Here is an 18,147-nt window from a genome sequence, read left to right as displayed (position 1 = left end):
TCAAAATATATTTACTCTCTGTCTACTCCATACTGCGTCCATTTTCCTGTTCAGGGACAGCCACACGCTTAATTTCAATGCGTTTAATCTGAAGACCGTCCGTTTCCATAACAGTAAACTGCCATGCCCCGATTTTCAGCTTCTGCCCTTCCTCGACGCTGGTAATGTGTGCAGACAGCCAGCCGCCGACAGTATCAAATTCCGGATCAGCTTTCATTCCGGTTAACTCTTCTACTTCCACCAACAGCACTTTATTGTCTACAATATAGTGATTCTTGCCGATCTCCTCTATCGGAGGGCGCTCATTCACATCGAACTCGTCGCGGATTTCGCCTACGATTTCTTCAAGAATGTCCTCCATCGTCACCAACCCGGACGTCCCTCCGTATTCGTCGACGAGTATTGCCAACGAATGGCGCTGTTTTTGCATTTTCTTCAAAAGGGTCTCTAATGGTGTCGCTTCATTTACGAACAACACCGGTCGCATGATGGCTGTAATGTCCAGTTGAGGATTGTCTAAGTATCTCATAAACAACTCTTTTGTATGGACGATCCCCAGAACATGGTCCTTATCCTTCTCAACTACAGGATAACGGGTCAACCCTTCCCGACGAATCGTTTGGAAATGCTCCTGTAGACTGTCTTCCACATATAAACACGCTATCTCCGTACGGGGAACCATAATTTCTCGCGCCACCCGCTCGTCAAACTTAAAAATGTTATTCATATACGTAAATTCAGTCGGATTAATCTCCCCGCTTTCTAGACTCTGCGCCAGAATAAGCCGGAGCTCCTCTTCCGAATGGGCGTGTTCGTGCTCATTAGCCGGCTTCATACCGAACATGCGGATAAATAATCCGGCGGAACCGTTGAGTAGCCAGATGAACGGGTACATAATTTTATAGAACAAAATCAAAGGGCGAGCCAGACCCAAGCTAATAGCTTCTGCTTTTTGAATCGCCAGTGTTTTCGGCGCCAGTTCTCCAAGTACCACGTGTAGAAATGTAATGAAAGAAAACGCAAGAATAAAAGAAAGTGTATTTGCCAACTGTTCCGGCACATTATACTCAAGGAACAGTGGGTGCAGCAGATGGTGAACGGTCGGCTCCCCCAACCAGCCAAGTCCCAGTGCTGTAATGGTAATGCCTAATTGACACGCCGATAAATAACCGTCCAAGTTATCAATAATACGCTGTACGGCGACAGCTGATTTGTTTCCTTCCGTCGCCAATTGGTTAATCCGGGTCGGCCGCACCTTAATCATCGCAAACTCGGCAGCGACAAAAAACGCCGTAGCGACGATTAAAACTGCGACCAAAATTAAATTAATGATACTTTCCATCTACTTCCCCGAAGGGACACCTCCACATGGTTTGATTTTTACTCATTCTTCTCAAAATACCTACCGGGTAAACGATACAAAATCGCTGGCTCCATTACTGATTATTGTATACGGAATATCAACGGATCAGGTTTCATTTTTTCGTCACGTTTTTGTACAGAAATTGTATACACCACTTGCATTGATATAAAAAACAGCCAGGCATTGCTCCGCCGCCTGACTGTACTCTTACGTTTACCATGCTGCAACCGGTCCTTCCTAACAAAGTCCCCTGTATTCAGTCTACCCGATAGCTTATATGACAGTTTTCGCTTTCAATTCCTTTTCCAAATCGCAGTCAAGAATAAACACTTCTACTTGCTCCCCTAGCTTAGTGCTTATATCACTATGACTGGAGAGAACTCTACATCCTGTAATACTAGATATAATCGCTTCTGTTTTTTCACTATGTGACTCACGTAAAATTCGCCGCATTTCTTTCACAAGCGGCCTTCCTCTCTCTATTTGCACAAGCGTCTTTTCCTCCTGCGTTAACACTTCTTTTAGACGAATAATCACCATATCATGGATGATATACGTCTTCGTCTCTTTCGGTCCTCTACCGAGGATTTCGCGTAAGAATTTAATATATGCTTCGCTAATTATCGCTTCTATCCTGTTCTTGCACGATTGTGCCATTTTCTCCAAGCTCCTTTAGCCTTCTCTTTTCATAAAAACAAACAAAAGCCGCTAGAAGAGGAGTCTTCAAGCGGCTTTACTTTGCACAGCAAAGAAGCTGTCATACTATCATGACAACAGTCCTCCCCCTACACGCTTACGAGGTTAGCTGACGGATTCGGGCGTAAGAGTCGCCCTACCCGGGTCATCCCGGGATTCACCCCATGCAGTATATGGAAAACATACCTGCGTTTGGTTCCCCCGCTCCCTTATCAGGACTCAGCGATCCAAATGGAAATATTATTCATTTCAAGTAAAGATGGATTCATCTTACGTTTGCATCTCATTCTTTGTAAAGCAACAAAATATGCTTTAAAACTTAATTTTCATTACTCTATCTTATTTTTTCTCCTATTCTCCCTCTTTTACGCACTTTCTTTTTTCTATTCTTATCTGTATCTTCGTAGTGAATTCGAGTTAAAAAACAAAGAAAATCAAAGATAAAATCCGTTTTAGTATGAAATATGCATTTGATAACGCTTACTCCTTCTTTTTTATCCGAAAATACCGTGAAATCCCCCAAATTCCCGATTTTGTTTTTCTATGAGGACGCTCTTATAATAAATCACATACAACAACCGCATACCTGGCCTAGTCCCGGTGCACCCGGGAGCGGAGGACCCACTTTTTTTGGGGTTAATCCTTATGTTATGTAAGGAGGGATGAGAACAACTCTTTCGCCATCCTACCCGTCAGCTAACTTCGTCGGCTAATGCGAGGGAGGTCTAAAGACCGCCTATTTGAGGAGGCTTTTTTATTGCCTTTATCCGGTAATAAAAGAGATTTCTTCAATATTTTCAAGGTCTTTTTGTTTTGCTTACAATTTTATACTACTGTTTCTCAGAAAAAGAGCAGGTGGACAGAATGCAGGTCCGCACCCGGGGTGAGGGGGCAGGCATTCCGTAGACCGGTGGTACTTTTTCTCCGACAGTGAACCGCGTTCGCCAGCCGGACATTCCGTTTCTATGCCAGTAAGGCATGAACAGAACATCCGCATCCCTGGCTTTCTTTCCCCATGCGGTTCAACGGGAGATGAGTATCCACCGGTCTTTTTTTATAGCCATCTCAAAAAAGAAAGGAGCGTTCGTGCTCATGCTTAATGATGTGGTCATTATCGGTACATTCATTATTTCTTTTCTTATCTTCACCGGATTTACCGAATTCTGCGATCGAACGTAAAGGGGATGATGGTATGGCCGTTATTGTGTGTATTGCTTTTGCCATGATTTTATATTTATGCTTTGTCCTTATTAAACCGGAAAAATTCTAATGTCATGTCTTGCATATAGGAGGCTCGCAAATGAGTACAGGAATTGTGCAGATAGCCATAACACTACTCATCATTATCCTGCTTATCAAACCGGCAGGCAGCTATCTCGTCAACGTATTTAACTACGAGAAAACAAAGCTCGATAAGGTGTTCGGGCCTATAGAAAAAGTGTTGTACCGCATTATGGGCGTACATGAAAACGAAAGAATGGGCTGGAAGCAATACGTCATGGCCCTGCTGTTATCCAACTTCGTTATGACGATGCTGATGTATGCGGTATTGCGCCTACAGAAATATTTACCATTCAACCCGGACGGGATTGATAACATGCCGAGCGCACTCGCGTTCAACACGGCAGCATCGTTTATCACGAATACAAATTGGCAGGCCTACAGCGGAGAGAACGGACTTTCTTATTTATCACAAATGCTGGCGATTACCTTTCCGATGTTTACATCCGCTGCTACCGGTCTGGTTGCCGCCATCGCTTTCATCCGGGGGCTAACCGCTCAGAAGGACAATCTCGGCAACTTCTATGTTGACCTGATTCGTTCACTTACCCGTGTATTTCTGCCGCTCTCTTTGCTAGTCGCTCTGTTCCTCGTATTCCAGGGGGCACCGCAAACGCTAGATGGTGCACAAACGGCGACATCGATGGAAGGAGCACAACAGGTCATTACCCGCGGACTGGTGGCTTCTCTAGAATCTATTAAGCACATCGGAACGAATGGCGGAGGCTACTTTGGCATGAATGCCTCACATCCGTTTGAAAATCCTACGCCGCTGACCAACCTCGTACACATCTTGTGCATGATGTTCATTCCTACTGCACTCGTGTATGCGTTCGGCGTTATGATTAAAAACAAACGGCAGGGCTGGACGGTATTTGCTACAATGGCTGCGATTTTCCTGATTATGCTCGCCACCGTTTTCTTTGCCGAATATAAAGGCACACCGGCCCTGCAGACATTGGGAATTTCAGGCAACATGGAGGGCAAGGAGGTACGCTTCGGCTATTCCGAATCCGCTCTATTTACGACGGTTACAACTGCTGCCACTACCGGCTCAGTCAACAATATGCATGATTCATTGACTCCGATCGGCGGGTTGGTCCCGCTGGCACAGATGATGCTGAACAATGTATTTGGCGGTGACGGGGTCGGTCTAATGAACGGTCTGCTGTACGTGATACTCACTGTTTTTATTTGCGGCTTGATGGTAGGACGGACACCGGAATTTCTCGGTAAAAAAATCGAAGGCAAAGAAATCAAACTGGCATCTATTGCCCTGTTGGCCCACCCGGTCATCATCATGGTACCGACCGCGATCGCATTCCTTCGTCCCGAGTCAATGGCTTCCATTCTGAATGCAGGCTCACATGGTATCTCTGAAGTATTGTACGCTTTCACATCCGGTGCGGCAAACAACGGTTCCGCCTTTGCCGGACTATCGGCCAACACGAACTTCTATAACATGGCAATCGGACTTGTTATGCTGTTTGGACGCTATGTTTCGATCATCGCCTTGCTAGCTGTCGCCGGTTCACTGGCAACCAAACGGATGGCACCTGCGACAATCGGTACATTTCGAACCGATTCTCCACTGTTCGCTTTGATTCTGTTCGTAATTATCGTAGTTATCGGTGCGCTGACCTTCTTCCCGGCCCTCGCACTCGGTCCGATTGCGGAACAGTTAAGCATGTGGAAATAGATATTATGGTTTTCGCTTGATATAAGGAGGATGTTTTATGGCGACTGAGCAGAAAAAAACACTCGATAAAGAGATTGTCATGCAGGCAATCATTGATTCATTCAAAAAATTAAACCCGCTGACCATGGTAAAAAACCCTGTGATGTTTATCGTTGAAGTCGGCACAATTATCACACTCATTCTCTCCCTCGCACCTGACGCATTCGGTGCGAGCACGGTGAGTCGAGAATATAATATAGCCGTATTCCTTATCCTTTTCTTTACAGTACTATTTGCTAATTTCGCCGAAGCGCTGGCTGAAGGACGCGGCAAAGCTCAAGCTGATACACTGCGGAAAACAAAATCGGACACAATCGCCAAACTATTGCAAAAAGACGGTTACATTAAAGAAGTCTCATCAACTCAACTTCGTAAAGGAGACATCGTTCGCGTCGATGCGGGAGACATCATCCCGTCCGACGGCGAAATTATTGAAGGGCTCGCTTCTATCGATGAATCGGCTATTACCGGAGAATCAGCACCCGTTATTAAGGAAGCAGGCGGTGATTTCTCCTCCGTTACCGGTGGTACGCGCGTCGTATCTGATTACATTATCGTTAAGGTAACGACCGATCCCGGCGAATCGTTTCTGGATCGCATGATTTCACTTGTCGAAGGTGCTTCCCGTCAGAAAACGCCGAATGAGATTGCGCTAACTACGCTGCTGGCAGTGCTGACCCTTATCTTTCTGTTTGTTATCATTACGCTCGTTCCGTTGGCTACCTACCTGAACGTTACATTAGATATAGCCACGCTCATCGCATTGCTTGTCTGCCTCATCCCGACAACCATCGGCGGCCTGTTATCTGCAATTGGTATCGCGGGGATGAACCGGGTTACCCGTTTCAATGTGCTCGCCATGTCTGGTAAAGCGGTCGAAGCGGCAGGTGACATTGATACGATGATTCTCGATAAAACCGGGACGATTACTTTCGGAAACCGGATGGCTGCCGAATTCATCCCAATAGAAGGTGTATCAAAACAAGAAGCAACATTCGCAGCCCTGCAATCGTCGGTAAAGGACGAGACACCGGAAGGGCGTTCTATCGTCGAACTGGCCAATAGCCTTGAGGCCAATTGGTCTGAACGCGAGTACCGTGATGCGGAAATTATCGAGTTTACGGCGGAGACCCGTATGTCCGGACTTAATTTGACGGACGGAACGAAAATCCGTAAAGGCGCTGTCGATGCGATTAAGAAGTTCGTGACCGAACAAAATGGTTCGCTGCCACGTGATCTGGAAGATAAAGCGACCTGCATCGCCAAAGCGGGAGGCACTCCATTGGCTGTAGCAGTTGATGACAAGGTATTTGGCGTCATCTATCTAAAGGATACCGTAAAGCCAGGCTTAAAAGAACGGTTTGCCGAGCTACGGGCAATGGGAATTAAAACGATGATGTGTACAGGTGACAATCCGCTGACCGCGGCGACAATCGCGCAGGAAGCTGGTGTCGATGAGTTCATTGCCGAAGCGAAGCCGGAAGATAAAATTGCCGCGATCAAGCGTGAACAGGCACAAGGCAAGCTCGTCGCCATGACCGGAGACGGAACGAATGACGCCCCGGCGCTTGCGCAAGCCGATGTTAGGCTCGCCATGAATTCGGGTACTATGGCTGCCAAAGAAGCTGCCAATATGATCGATCTGGACTCTGACCCGACGAAGCTTTTGTCTGTCATCGAGATAGGTAAACAGTTGCTCATTACACGTGGCGCACTCACCACTTTCTCAATTGCCAATGATATCGCCAAGTATTTTGCCATTATCCCGGCACTGTTCATTATGGCGTTGCCACAGTTGAACGCATTGAACATTATGAATCTCGCATCGCCGCAATCCGCCATTCTGTCCGCGCTCATTTTCAACGCAGTTATTATCCCGCTCCTCATTCCTGTTGCAATGAAAGGGGCTAAATATAGGCCAATGAGCGCCAATCGACTGTTAAGCCGCAATCTGTTCATCTACGGACTGGGCGGCGTAGCGGTTCCGTTCATCGGTATCAAATTAATCGATATGATTTTGTCCGGTTTGCTGTAATCCGGCATATAAAGCGAGGAGAAAATAATGAAATCAGTACTTATTGCAATTCGCTCTTCCATGCTGCTTATGCTTATCTGCGGTCTTCTCTACCCTCTTTTGACCACCGGTATCGCACAGGTGCTATTCCCACATCAAGCGCAGGGAAGTTTAATAGAAGAAAACGGAAAAGTAATCGGCTCAGAGTTGCTGGCACAAGCTTTCACATCACCGCAATATTTTCATCCACGAGCATCGGCTGCCGACTATAATCCAACAGCTTCTGCAGCAACCAACGCTGCAGTTTCTTCAAAAGAATATGTTAAAAGCATAGAAGAGGCAGTGAATGCGGCTCGCAATGATAATCCGGCGTTATCCAAACAAGTACCGGCTGACCTGGTCACAGCTTCGGCTTCCGGCTTCGATCCTCATCTATCGCCCGAAGCCGCTAAAGCACAAATTCCGCGAATCGCCAAAGCGACTGGCCTTAGTGAACAGACTCTTCTCGCTTTAGTGGATCAGCATACCGAAAGAAGGCAGCTTGGCATTTTCGGTGAACCGCGCGTGAATATACTCGCTATAAACCGCGCGTTGCAAAAACAAATCAAATAAAGTGAAACTTCACTCAGTGGGAGTTCTTCATCCCCCACTGAGTGTTAACATGCCTGGTATGTTTTTCAAATAATACGATTGAAGAAAGTAGATGCCGCTTGCTGTCTTATCAGCGTGCGGCTTTCGGAGGTTTTTAGCATGGGGGACGAGAAAAGAAAAACACCGGAAGAGCTATTAAAAATAATCGAACGGGAGCAACGGGGATACTTGAAGATTTTTATTGGAGCCGCTCCAGGTGTCGGAAAAACATACATGATGCTGCGCGAAGGCAATGAAATGCTGGAAAAAGGCATCGACATTGTCATTGGCCTTGTGGAAACGCACGGCCGTGCCGAAACGGCCGCACAAATCGGCAACCTGCCCGTTTTTCCTCTAAAGAGTGTTCAATATAAAGGAAGAGAATTTCAAGAGATGGATGTTGATGGCCTGCTCACCCGCCGGCCACAGTATGTCATTGTCGATGAACTGGCGCACACGAATGTACCTGGCTCTAAAAATAAGAAGCGCTACGAAGATGTGATGGAACTCGTAAAAGCAGGGATTCATGTAATAACAGCCATGAACATTCAGCACTTGGAAAGCTTGAATGATACGGTTAAACAGTTGACGGGAGTGAAAGTACGGGAACGTGTGCCGGACTGGATTCTGAATGAAGCAGCTGAAGTTCAGCTTATCGATACACCGCCGGAGAAGTTGCGTGATCGCCTGAAAGCTGGCTTAATTTATAAGCCGGAGAAAATCGAGCAATCGCTGCAAAATTTTTTTCGCACAGGAAACCTGAACGCCCTCCGGGAAATCGCTCTGCGTGAGGTCGCCGATGATGTTGATGAACGGCTAGAGTCTTACAAGCAGGAGAACGGCATTGACGGTATGCGGGGTGCAAACGAAAAAATTCTTGTCTGTGTCAATTACCGTCCTAACGCTGAACGGCTTATCCGCCGTGGTTGGCGCATTGCCAGCCGCCTGAAGTGCCAGCTCTATATCCTAAACATCCCGCTGTATTCCGTACAGGAAATGGATGATGCGACCCGCAAACAAATGAGGCTATTGGAGAAGCTGGCCAAAGACTTAAATGCCGAGTTTCATATCCGTGCTTCAGCTGGCCGCAAGCCGGAACAGGTTATTATTGATTTCGTCAACGAAAAAGGCATTACTCAGATCGTTCTCGGACAGTCCGCCCGCTCCCGCTGGGAAGAAATCGCCAAAGGGTCAATCGTGAATCGAATCATGAAAGGTACAAAGTACGTTGATATCTTAATCGTCGCCGACGGCGTGGATTACCGAGAATAAATAATGAAGCGATCCCATTTCCATGAGATCGCTTTAAAATTTCACCATTAACTATCCTGCCATGCTTTTTTTATTTTCTTTTGGCGATGCAAAAAATAACTTCATCATAGGTGGAGTAACAATTGTAGTAATAAGTACGACTATGACAATAACCGTAAACATATCTTGTTGCAATAGCTTACTTTCTAACCCAATCGCCGCAATGATTAAAGCTACTTCTCCACGGGACACCATGGCCGAACCGATGCCCAACGAGCTTTTCCATGAAAAGCCTGCTACCTTGGCTCCTATTGCAGAACCGATTAATTTTGTTAAAATCGCTAAAATGCTAAGTGCGACAATCAAACCTATATGATTGGTTATACCTGCAAAATTCGCCGAAACTCCAATGGAGGTGAAGAACACAGGTACAAATACTGCATACGCTATAGTCTCCACCTTTTCAAATACTTCATGCTTGTAGTCGGTTAAGCTAATCGCAACCCCGGCAATATACGCTCCAATAATCGCTGCAACTCCAGCATACTCCGCCAAAAACGCATATAAAAAGCAAATGATTAACCCGGCAGAAATGACTGATTCCGTGACACGTAATGGAGCAAACATCCTCAAGGCCCAAGGTACAACTTTCCATCCGAGTACAATGGCGATGGCAAAGAATGCAATTTTTTTAAGGACAACCATTCCAAGATTTACATCCCCACCGGCCAGACTCATCACAAAAGCCAAGGCAATAATTACTAATACATCATCAATGACAGCAGCACCTAGAATGGTCGTGCCTTCTTTGGATTTTAAATTTCCCATCTCTTTTAGTGCCTGGACGGAGATACTTACACTGGTCGCAGACAACAATAATCCTAAAAATACAGATTGCAAAGCAGGCAATCCCATCATACTACCAGCTACATACCCCAACGATAAAGGGACAATAATACCAGCTATTCCCACATAGGCTGAAGCTTTTCCTGTTCGCTTAAATTCGTCAATGTCGGTTTCCAGTCCTGCAATAAACATTAATAAAATAACACCGATTTGGCTTAATTCGCCGAGAACATCTGTGCTTGTAATTACTCCTAATAAGGCAGGGCCCAACACAATCCCGATAAGCAATTTGCCTAGAACGGAGGGTTGCCCTAATCTTACACTAATATCCCCGGCTAGTTTAGACGCAAGCAAGATTACCGCTAATTCAAAAATAAGCATCCATCATCTCCACCCTTCTTTTAGTTGTCTTTCCATAGGCTGTGTGTTTTACAAAAAAACAAAAGGAGCCTATAACAAGGCTCCAAAAAAAACAAAAGGAGCCCTGTAATAAGGCTCCCGCAAAGCAAAAAGGAGCCTGTAACCCTTGGCTCTGAAGGCATACAGAGGCCAGGGGTGACAGACTCCTCCAAAATTACTGACATTATTAATTATTCGCTAACTTGTATTATATCAGATAAATCGTAATTACGCCACTTACTATTACTATATAAATTACACTTGATATTTTGACAGGGTAGCGTGGTTGGAAGGAGGAGATTCAGAAAAAGAAGAAATTGGATGCGCCCTGCGCTCCGGCAGAAGAAAGGCCGACGTGTCTTTTTCCGACCGCTCGCGGGCGCCTTCGCTCGTCTCTTTTCCACAATGAAATCAAACGACCGATTTGAAAAAACAAAAAGCCGGAACCTGGCCAATAAGGCTGAATTCCGGCCGTTACTTTTATTGTAAAGTCTGATACGATGTACTTTCTTTCAGTAAATTATAAATTTCTCGTTTATCCTCATTTTGCAGAATTTGCTCGGCTGTTGTTTGGCTAATATGATAATAGTTGACAGTGGCGCCCTCTGCATTCTTTTGCTCTCTAACAAAATAACCTTTATCCGTTTTTACCAGATCACGAGACCAATCAAGTGCACCAAGCTGTTCAGAATGGAATAAAACTTCTTCCTCCGTAATTGTCAGGTGTGTCTTATCCATATACCTATCAAATACTCGAATTTGCTTGCTCATATTGATCCCTCCTTAACCTTATTGTACCGTTTACAATCCTTTCCTTTTATTACATTTCCTTGACAATAAAGGCTTTTTTGTGAACACTCAGTCTTTTACAGCTTGGTAACTTTTCCTTCTTCGGCAAAACGCTTTATTCTTACTTCAATCTCGTCACGTATACGCTGGAAAACAGCCCACTTCTCCTCCTCTGTACCAGTGGCTTTCGCAGGATCATCAAATCCCCAGTGATCGCGCTTTATATGAGGAGGCGTCATAGGGCACTTATCATTGGCATCCCCACATAGTGTTACTACATAGTCAGCTTTATTAAGCAGCTCTGGATCGATAATATCAGACGTTTGATTTGAAATATCGATGCTCTTTTCAGTCATTACCTTTACAGCATTTGGATTTAAGCCGTGTGCTTCAATCCCTGCGCTATAGACATCATATTCGTCCCCTAAATATTTTTTGCCGAAGCCTTCTGCGATTTGACTGCGACAGGAATTACCTGTGCAAAGAAAATAGATGATTTTTTTGTTATCTGCCATAATCATTGCTCCTTAGACTCTTGTTTCTTAAAACTGCCTAGGTTTCCGAACTGAATCTCAACAGGTTCAGGAGCGCAGCAAACGCCTCCAACGGCTGGATCACCTGCGGATTCAAATTCAAAGTCTTCTTTTGTACAAAAAATCTCCCAGGCGTTACCTTCAGGGTCATGAACCTAAATTTTATCCTGTACAGCATAGCAGCATGTTGTACCCATCTCACCGATCGAAACAAGTCCTGCTGCTTGAAATCGCTCCTTCATTGCTACTTATGAAATCACTGTAAGCCATACATACAGCCCAACAAGCGTAATAAAGAGGGTCGGTACGGTTAACAAAATTCCAATTTTAAAGTAATAACCCCACGTAATTTTTATCCCTTTACGAGACAATACATGAAGCCAAAGTAGCGTAGCGAGAGATCCGATAGGAGTAATCTTTGGACCCAAGTCACTTCCAATGACATTGGCATATATAAGAGCTTCACGGATAACTCCTTCTGTTTGCGTGGCTTTAATGGCTAATGCATCAATCATAACGGTAGGCATATTGTTCATAATCGAAGACAAAATAGCTGCAATGAATCCCATTCCTATCGTAGCTGCAAATAATCCTTTGTCTGCTGTCGCTTGAATCATCTGACCTAACAGATCAGTGAGCCCCGCATTGCGCAGTCCATAAACGACAACATACATACCGATAGAGAATACAACAACAGCCCACGGTGCTTCTTTAATTAATTTTGCTGTCTGAATATCCTGGCTTCGTCGTGCAGCAATAATAAAAATGATGGCTACAATACCTACTATTACTGAAACCGGGATGCCAAGTGATTCACTAAACAAGTAACCTACAAGCAGAACACCAAGAACGAACCAAGATAAGCGGAACAGCCCTTTATCTTTTATTGCCTCATCAGGTTTTCTTAGCTGGGATACGTCATAGTCTTTCGGAATATCCTTACGAAAAAACAGATACAACACAAGTAAACTTGCTCCTAGTGAGAAGAATGTAGGAATAATCATTCGACTTGCATATTCCACAAATCCAATACCAAAGTAGTCTGCGGATACAATATTAACCAAATTACTTACAATAAAAGGAGTTGAGGTTGTATCAGCAATAAAGCCACTTGCCATAATAAAAGGTAAAACCATTCTATTATCGAACTTAAGCGCTCTAACTTGGGCGAGAACAATCGGCGTAAGAATTAAAGCCGCACCATCATTTGCAAAAAAGGCAGTAACAGCAGCTCCCAGCAGTACTACATAAACAAACATCCGCCTGCCGCTTCCTTTCGCTAATCGTGCCATATGTAGCGCAGACCATTCAAAGAATCCGATTTCGTCAAGAATTAATGAAATAAGAATAATGGCTACAAATGCTAGGGTGGCGTTCCAAACAATTCCTGTAACAGTCACAACATCACCAAATGTAACAACCCCGAACAATAAAGCTAAAGTTGCACCGGCAGTCGCTGACCACCCGATATTTAGCCCTCTAGGCTGCCAAATCACAAACACTAAGGTGATGGCAAAAATAATAAAAGCACTCCAAGCTTGCATGTTTTGCCTCCACTTCTATTTGTTTTCTTCTTCAACAACACAACAATTGTTCTGCCGGGTCATCTCATAGTTCCTTAAATTAGTGGTTTGTGAAGGGAGAGCATCAATGATTTGAGCAAGATAAGAGTCAAGCTCTGTATTTAATCGGAAGTATGCCCACGTGCCTTCTCTTCGCTCGTGGATGATACCAGCTACGCGAAGCTTTTTCAAATGCTGACTGATACCAGGTTGTGACATGTCTAATAAATCAACCAGGTCGCATACACACAGCTCTTTCTCCTTCAAGTAACCAAGAATCGTAAGGCGTGTTTTATCTCCCACGATTTTGAGTAAAGAAGACATTTCTTCAATCGTATTTTTCCTCATACATACATTCCCCTTCACTTATATAAACTTATAATTATATTATTGTTTACTTATATGAAATTCAATACTTTTTTAGCCTTGTGCAAGTGTCTCTAATAGCCAATATCTCCGCATGTGAGCTCGAAGCATTTATGGCATGAACACAATTGACGCTAGTTCCTGCGACTTCCTAAGTCATCCGATGTATACAGCTATAATTGCCCCTGTTACTAATAAACATAAAAAAAAGGACCATGATAGGAATAAACCGATCAATAGTCCTCAAAATTTATTATGCTTTTGTGTTTCTTCTTCTATAAACCATAATCCCGATTCCAATAAGGATCAAAGTGATACCCGCAAATTGTGTACCCACTCTCGCCTGCTCTCCCGTTTGAGGCAACACTTCGTCCGCTTCCAGTAAAGGTGCTTCATCAACATCTGGCTCCCTTGAAGCCTTAGGATTATTCACATCTGCTCGCTCGCCTGGATTGTTTGAATCCTCTTGATTATTCGGTTCGCCCGGATTATTTGGACTTCCAGGATTGTTTGGTTCACCCGGGTTATTTGGATCGCCTGAGTTATTTGGACCTCCAGGATTGTTTGGTTCGCCCGGGTTATTTGGACTTCCGGGATTATTCGGTTTGTCCGGGTTATTTGGACTTCCAGGATTATTCGGTTTGCCCGGGTTATTCGAATCTTCTCGATCTCGCGATTTGTCTCGGCCGCCTGAACCTCCCGAACCACCAGAACCGCCTGAACTATTCTTGTTGTTTGTTTTTGTTAAATCTAACACTTTAATTTGTTCTTTCTCGATGATAAATTCGATCGGCTTACTATCTAGCACATAACCTGAAGGAGCTTTTACCTCAATAAGCTGATAGTAGCCTTCGGAAAGATTCTCTTCATAAATTACGCCATTTCCGTCTGTCGTTAATTTATCTTTCCCTTCAACGGGTTCATACTTGTCTGTCTCCAACTTCTTATACATTAGTTTAAATACAGCATCTTTTAAACCAATGCTTGAATTATTTGTATCAACTTTTTTCAATTTGAAGGCACGAATAATTTTATTGTTTTTAATCGTTACATCATTTTTCTCTTTATCGATTTTAACGGTAAGATTTCCTTCCGTTTTATCGATTGCATATCCTGTTGGAGCCGTTACTTCTTTTAATGTGTATTGGTCATAAGGTAAGTTTTCAAAGGTTGCTTTTCCATCTGCACCAGTCGTTTTTGTTGCAACTTTCTCTTTCTTACTATTGTAAAGTTCAAACACAGCACCTTCTAAGAAAGCCTTTTGGTTTGCTGCATCCACTTTAGTAATTGCAAGGCTGCCTTTCCCTCTTTTGTTTTCTTTTTCTACTTTAACTATAGAGGTTTGGTTTTCCTTGATCGTAAACTCTACTGGCGTATTGTCTAGCAAATAATGTTCTGGTGCCTTTGTTTCGATGAACCGGTATTCTCCAGCTTTAAGATCAGCAACAACAATTTTTCCATTGTCATCAGTTGTATGTGTACCTACTTTGACAAAATCTGATCCTTCCTTACGCTGAAGCTCAAATTCTACGCCTTTAAGTTTGAAGGCTTTGCCATCCTTATCTTTATCATCACCAACTTTTGTCAACTCAACTGCTTGCTTAATTTTTTCATTGGCAATTTCTACTACGTTGTCTACTTTATTAATTTCAACCGTTTTTGTATCATTAATTCCTACAACATATCCTTCAGGTGCTTTGTCTTCTTTTAAAAGATACTCGCCGTACAGAAGCCTATCAAACGTTACCTTACCTTCAGCGTCAGTTGTCGCTGTCTTAATAACTGCCTTACTTTCTGAATCAATAAGCGAGAAGGTTGCACCTTCAAGCTTTTTCTTATTACCGTTTTCATCAGCCTTAGCATCAACCTTAATTACTTCCAATTTACCAACCTCGCCACTCCCAGTACCAGAGCCTGTCGTTCTTTTTACTGTAATAGTGGATGTAGACTTTGTAGTTTCAGTGGTAATTTGGTCACCTGTAAACTCAATATCGTTATTAACCTTATCTCCTACTTTGGCAAGAATAAGAGATTGATACTCTAAAATATACGGTTTGTCAATATCTTCTTTGAAGGCAAGCTTAAAGCCAGTGTTGTTAAACTCAAGTGTATAATCGACATCTTTTTGTAGCTCTTTTCCTTTCGTCACTGTTCCGTTCTCAACTACTGAGGTAGCGTACAGATGGAAAGACTGTTCAAGAAGTGATTGGTTCTCACTTGGTTTGTCGATTACTTTAGCATTTGACACTTTCGACTGTCCGAAGTTGATATTAACCTTCCAATCGATAATTTTTCCATTTTGTTCGCCTGATTTTGTTGTATACTCGCCACCATGTGACACAGATACACTTGCAGTCAACTCGGTTACTTTTTCTGCTCCGTTATAAAGTGTCGCTTTATTATCGTATTTATCTTTAACTAGCTTATCTTTCAGGCTTGTTTTATACTCGATTAAATACGCAGAATTAATCTCTTTTAGAAAGCTTACTTTGAAGCCTGGTTTGCCATTAGGGTCCCAATCAATTTTATAGTCGGTATTTTCAATGGCTTCTTCCTGCTTCGTACCATTCGCCCCACCTGTTAAGGTCATTTTAAAGACCTTTAAGGAATCACGGTCAATTACTTGATCACCTTGAATATCATCCTCAACAGATGCAGCGGAAAGCGTTTTAAGATTGTAGTTAACCCCAATATTCCAAGTGATTTCCTTGGTAACAGCGTTGTACTTACCATTCTTAAAGCCGTTGGATTGCGTATAAGAATCTGGAGTGAATGTCGCAGTTGATTCTTTTGTTTGCTCCTTACCATTCTCATCAATCCATGTAATAACTGCCTTATTGTTTAAATAATTTTTCGTTTTATCTTCTCGATCTTCATAATTAAATTTTGTTTTATAGCTAATATAGTGTAGTTCTTTAATTTCGTGTAAAAACTCAATTTCAAAACCGTTTTCACCTTTATCGATCAACTTATAATCTTTATCTATTTCTAATTTCCCATTGGTTTTTTTGTTTATGATTGTAAGTGATTCAGGGAGTAATGTAAGCCCCTTATTTGGAAATGTATCTGTTAGCTTCACATTTTTCATCAAGTGACTGTCTACATTGAAAGAGATACCCCAAGTTGTTATTTTCTTTCCATAATCTGTTTCAGGGTAGTCTTTATAATTCGCTTTGTATAAGATTTGTTGATAAATCTCTTTCGTTCCTGTAGCCTTTTTGCCGCCTGTTTCTACTTCGTTTGTGATTTTTTCACTATCAAAAACGCGATCTTTTGCTTTTGTTTGATAAGTAATTTTATAAGCTTCATTAATATCTTGATTGAATTGAAGCTCGAATCCATTTTTATCGCCTTCAGATTTTGGAGTAACTGTGTAGTTTGTAAATAGTTCTCCTTCCCCGCTTTCATTACCATTTTCATCAATCGTTATTTTTTTCACCACAAAAGAACTGCCTACAAGCTCTTGCGTATTATTAAAGAAATCCTTCAACAAAGCATCCGCTTTAGCAATCGCCTTTTCATTATAGTTGTATTGAATTTCCCATGTGATGGTTTGGGTTACTTCATCATACTTTGTTGATTTTTTCGCTAAAGCAACGCCACGTTTAACGCCTACTGATGCGGTCGCTTCTTTATCTGTAAAACCATCCCCTGATAAAATCGCTTTGTTGTCAAACTTTGTCGCGTCTTGATCTGCAAGCTTCGTTGTGTAGACGACGCGGTAGGCTGTTGAAATATCTCCGAAGTTTATCTGAAAATCTTTATCATCTGTTTTTCCAATCGTAAATCCAGAGGTAAGCTCTTCTCCTAATGTGACATTGCCATCCAACTGCGTAATTAGCTTATAAACTTTAATCGAACTCGCTTGTAGCTCTTGGCCGTCTTGAATGGGGTCACGTAAGACAGCGTTTTTGATCGCGTCTAGGCTTTTGTTGAAATCAACAGTCCACTCAATACTTTCCGTATTATAGGATTTATTTGGAATTCCCTTCTTATCAATAGTCGAGCCATTTGGGTGGAATGTAATCGGTATTTCCTTTACTGCTCCACCTACAATTGGAATTACTTTAACTATTTTGTCTTCTGTTACAACAACTTTTTCGCTTATTTTTGATAAAACTTCAAGTGTACCGTTAATCTTTGAGTGCTTTTCGATGAAATCATTAAAAACTACTGTAACTAATCCATTCATGTCAACAGTGAATGTCCCTATTCCCTCACCATTAAATAACAACGGTTGGTTTGTAATCGTCTCATACACTATAAGTTCTTTTGGAAGGTTGAATTTGAAAGTTGCTCCAGCTTTATAACCATGATTATTCGGAAGGGCCCATTTATATTTTACTGAAATGATCGACTCCCGATCGACGCTATTAACTGGGTCTCCGTTCGTATTTTCAAAGGTTAGTTCAGCATCCGTTAAAATACTCTCGGTTATTTCCGTACCAGCACCTTGTACAGCAGGGTCTACTTGTACAGGTAAATCTTCCACTGCTTTCGGTTCTTCCGGATTTGAACCGCCTGGCACCGTATTACTATCTTCTTTAGAATCCGGTTTTTTTGCACCATCAGGTTCAGTTGTACCGTTACCTTCTTTAGAGTCCGGGTTTTCTGCACCATTAGGTTCAGTTGTACCGTTACCTTCTTTAGAGTCCGGGTTTTCTGTACCGTTCGGTTGT

14 protein-coding genes and 2 riboswitches are annotated in these 18,147 nt (G+C 42.9%); of the genes, 5 read left to right on the top strand and 9 right to left on the bottom strand.

The genetic code is table 11. The features are described from left to right. Positions 1 to 22 precede the first annotated feature (22 nt). Positions 23 to 1,342: a hemolysin family protein gene (locus AF333_RS03700; protein ID WP_043068481.1), complete on the bottom strand. Its 1,320-nt coding sequence runs from the start codon at positions 1,340 to 1,342 to the stop codon at positions 23 to 25. A 294-nt stretch (positions 1,343 to 1,636) separates the two neighbouring features. Then, positions 1,637 to 2,020, bottom strand: coding sequence for a DUF2294 domain-containing protein (locus AF333_RS03695; protein ID WP_043068480.1), 384 nt, complete (start codon positions 2,018 to 2,020; stop codon positions 1,637 to 1,639). A 117-nt stretch (positions 2,021 to 2,137) separates the two neighbouring features. Continuing rightward, positions 2,138 to 2,294, bottom strand: a riboswitch (cyclic di-AMP (ydaO/yuaA leader). 343 nt (positions 2,295 to 2,637) lie between these two features. Continuing rightward, positions 2,638 to 2,785: riboswitch (cyclic di-AMP (ydaO/yuaA leader) on the top strand. Positions 2,786 to 3,037: 252 nt separating this feature from the next. Here AF333_RS03695 and AF333_RS34620 point away from each other — a divergent pair. The 5 genes from AF333_RS34620 to kdpDN all read left to right on the top strand — a co-directional run bounded on the left by AF333_RS34620 (position 3,038) and on the right by kdpDN (position 8,994). Further along, entirely contained in the window at positions 3,038 to 3,238 is a 201-nt protein-coding gene (locus AF333_RS34620) for a hypothetical protein (protein WP_235496060.1), read from the top strand. A 121-nt stretch (positions 3,239 to 3,359) separates the two neighbouring features. Then, positions 3,360 to 5,039, top strand: coding sequence for a potassium-transporting ATPase subunit KdpA (gene kdpA / locus AF333_RS03690; RefSeq protein ID WP_043068479.1), 1,680 nt, complete (start codon positions 3,360 to 3,362; stop codon positions 5,037 to 5,039). Positions 5,040 to 5,076: 37 nt separating this feature from the next. Beyond that, positions 5,077 to 7,113 carry a potassium-transporting ATPase subunit KdpB gene (kdpB, locus tag AF333_RS03685; RefSeq protein WP_043068478.1) on the top strand — a complete coding sequence of 679 codons (2,037 nt, stop codon included), beginning with the start codon at positions 5,077 to 5,079 and terminating at the stop codon, positions 7,111 to 7,113. Between the two features lie 27 nt (positions 7,114 to 7,140). Continuing rightward, positions 7,141 to 7,704: a potassium-transporting ATPase subunit KdpC gene (gene kdpC / locus AF333_RS03680; protein WP_043068477.1), complete on the top strand. Its 564-nt coding sequence runs from the start codon at positions 7,141 to 7,143 to the stop codon at positions 7,702 to 7,704. A 138-nt stretch (positions 7,705 to 7,842) separates the two neighbouring features. Then, complete coding sequence (gene kdpDN / locus AF333_RS03675; RefSeq protein ID WP_043068476.1) at positions 7,843 to 8,994, top strand: KdpD-like non-kinase potassium sensor; 1,152 nt, start codon at positions 7,843 to 7,845, stop codon at positions 8,992 to 8,994. A 51-nt stretch (positions 8,995 to 9,045) separates the two neighbouring features. On the opposite strand, the gene AF333_RS03670 is transcribed toward kdpDN, so the two are convergent. From AF333_RS03670 to AF333_RS34610, 7 genes are all read right to left on the bottom strand, one after another. Next, complete coding sequence (locus AF333_RS03670) at positions 9,046 to 10,200, bottom strand: cation:proton antiporter (protein ID WP_043068475.1); 1,155 nt, start codon at positions 10,198 to 10,200, stop codon at positions 9,046 to 9,048. Positions 10,201 to 10,698: 498 nt separating this feature from the next. After that, positions 10,699 to 10,989, bottom strand: coding sequence for a hypothetical protein (locus AF333_RS03665; protein WP_043068474.1), 291 nt, complete (start codon positions 10,987 to 10,989; stop codon positions 10,699 to 10,701). A 95-nt stretch (positions 10,990 to 11,084) separates the two neighbouring features. After that, positions 11,085 to 11,522, bottom strand: coding sequence for an arsenate reductase (thioredoxin) (arsC, locus tag AF333_RS03660; RefSeq protein WP_043068473.1), 438 nt, complete (start codon positions 11,520 to 11,522; stop codon positions 11,085 to 11,087). 266 nt (positions 11,523 to 11,788) lie between these two features. Further along, a complete protein-coding gene (locus tag AF333_RS03655; protein WP_043068471.1) occupies positions 11,789 to 13,084 on the bottom strand; it encodes an arsenic transporter in 1,296 nt (431 codons plus the stop codon). A 15-nt stretch (positions 13,085 to 13,099) separates the two neighbouring features. Continuing rightward, positions 13,100 to 13,450, bottom strand: coding sequence for an ArsR/SmtB family transcription factor (locus AF333_RS03650; RefSeq protein ID WP_043068470.1), 351 nt, complete (start codon positions 13,448 to 13,450; stop codon positions 13,100 to 13,102). Positions 13,451 to 13,721: 271 nt separating this feature from the next. Then, the gene (locus tag AF333_RS03645) at positions 13,722 to 17,996 is read right to left on the bottom strand and encodes a collagen binding domain-containing protein (protein WP_053432651.1); all 4,275 of its coding nucleotides are present in this window, start codon (positions 17,994 to 17,996) and stop codon (positions 13,722 to 13,724) included. Continuing rightward, positions 17,936 to 18,147: hypothetical protein (locus AF333_RS34610; RefSeq protein ID WP_235496057.1), on the bottom strand; the 212-nt coding region annotated here is incomplete at its 5' end. The genes AF333_RS03645 and AF333_RS34610, both read right to left, overlap by 61 nt.

It is taken from the genome of Aneurinibacillus migulanus, from assembly GCF_001274715.1.
In the GTDB taxonomy this organism is placed as follows: Bacteria; Bacillota; Bacilli; order Aneurinibacillales; family Aneurinibacillaceae; genus Aneurinibacillus; species Aneurinibacillus migulanus.
Note: the sequence above shows the minus strand (reverse complement) of the source record. Positions and strands in the feature narration are given on the sequence as shown.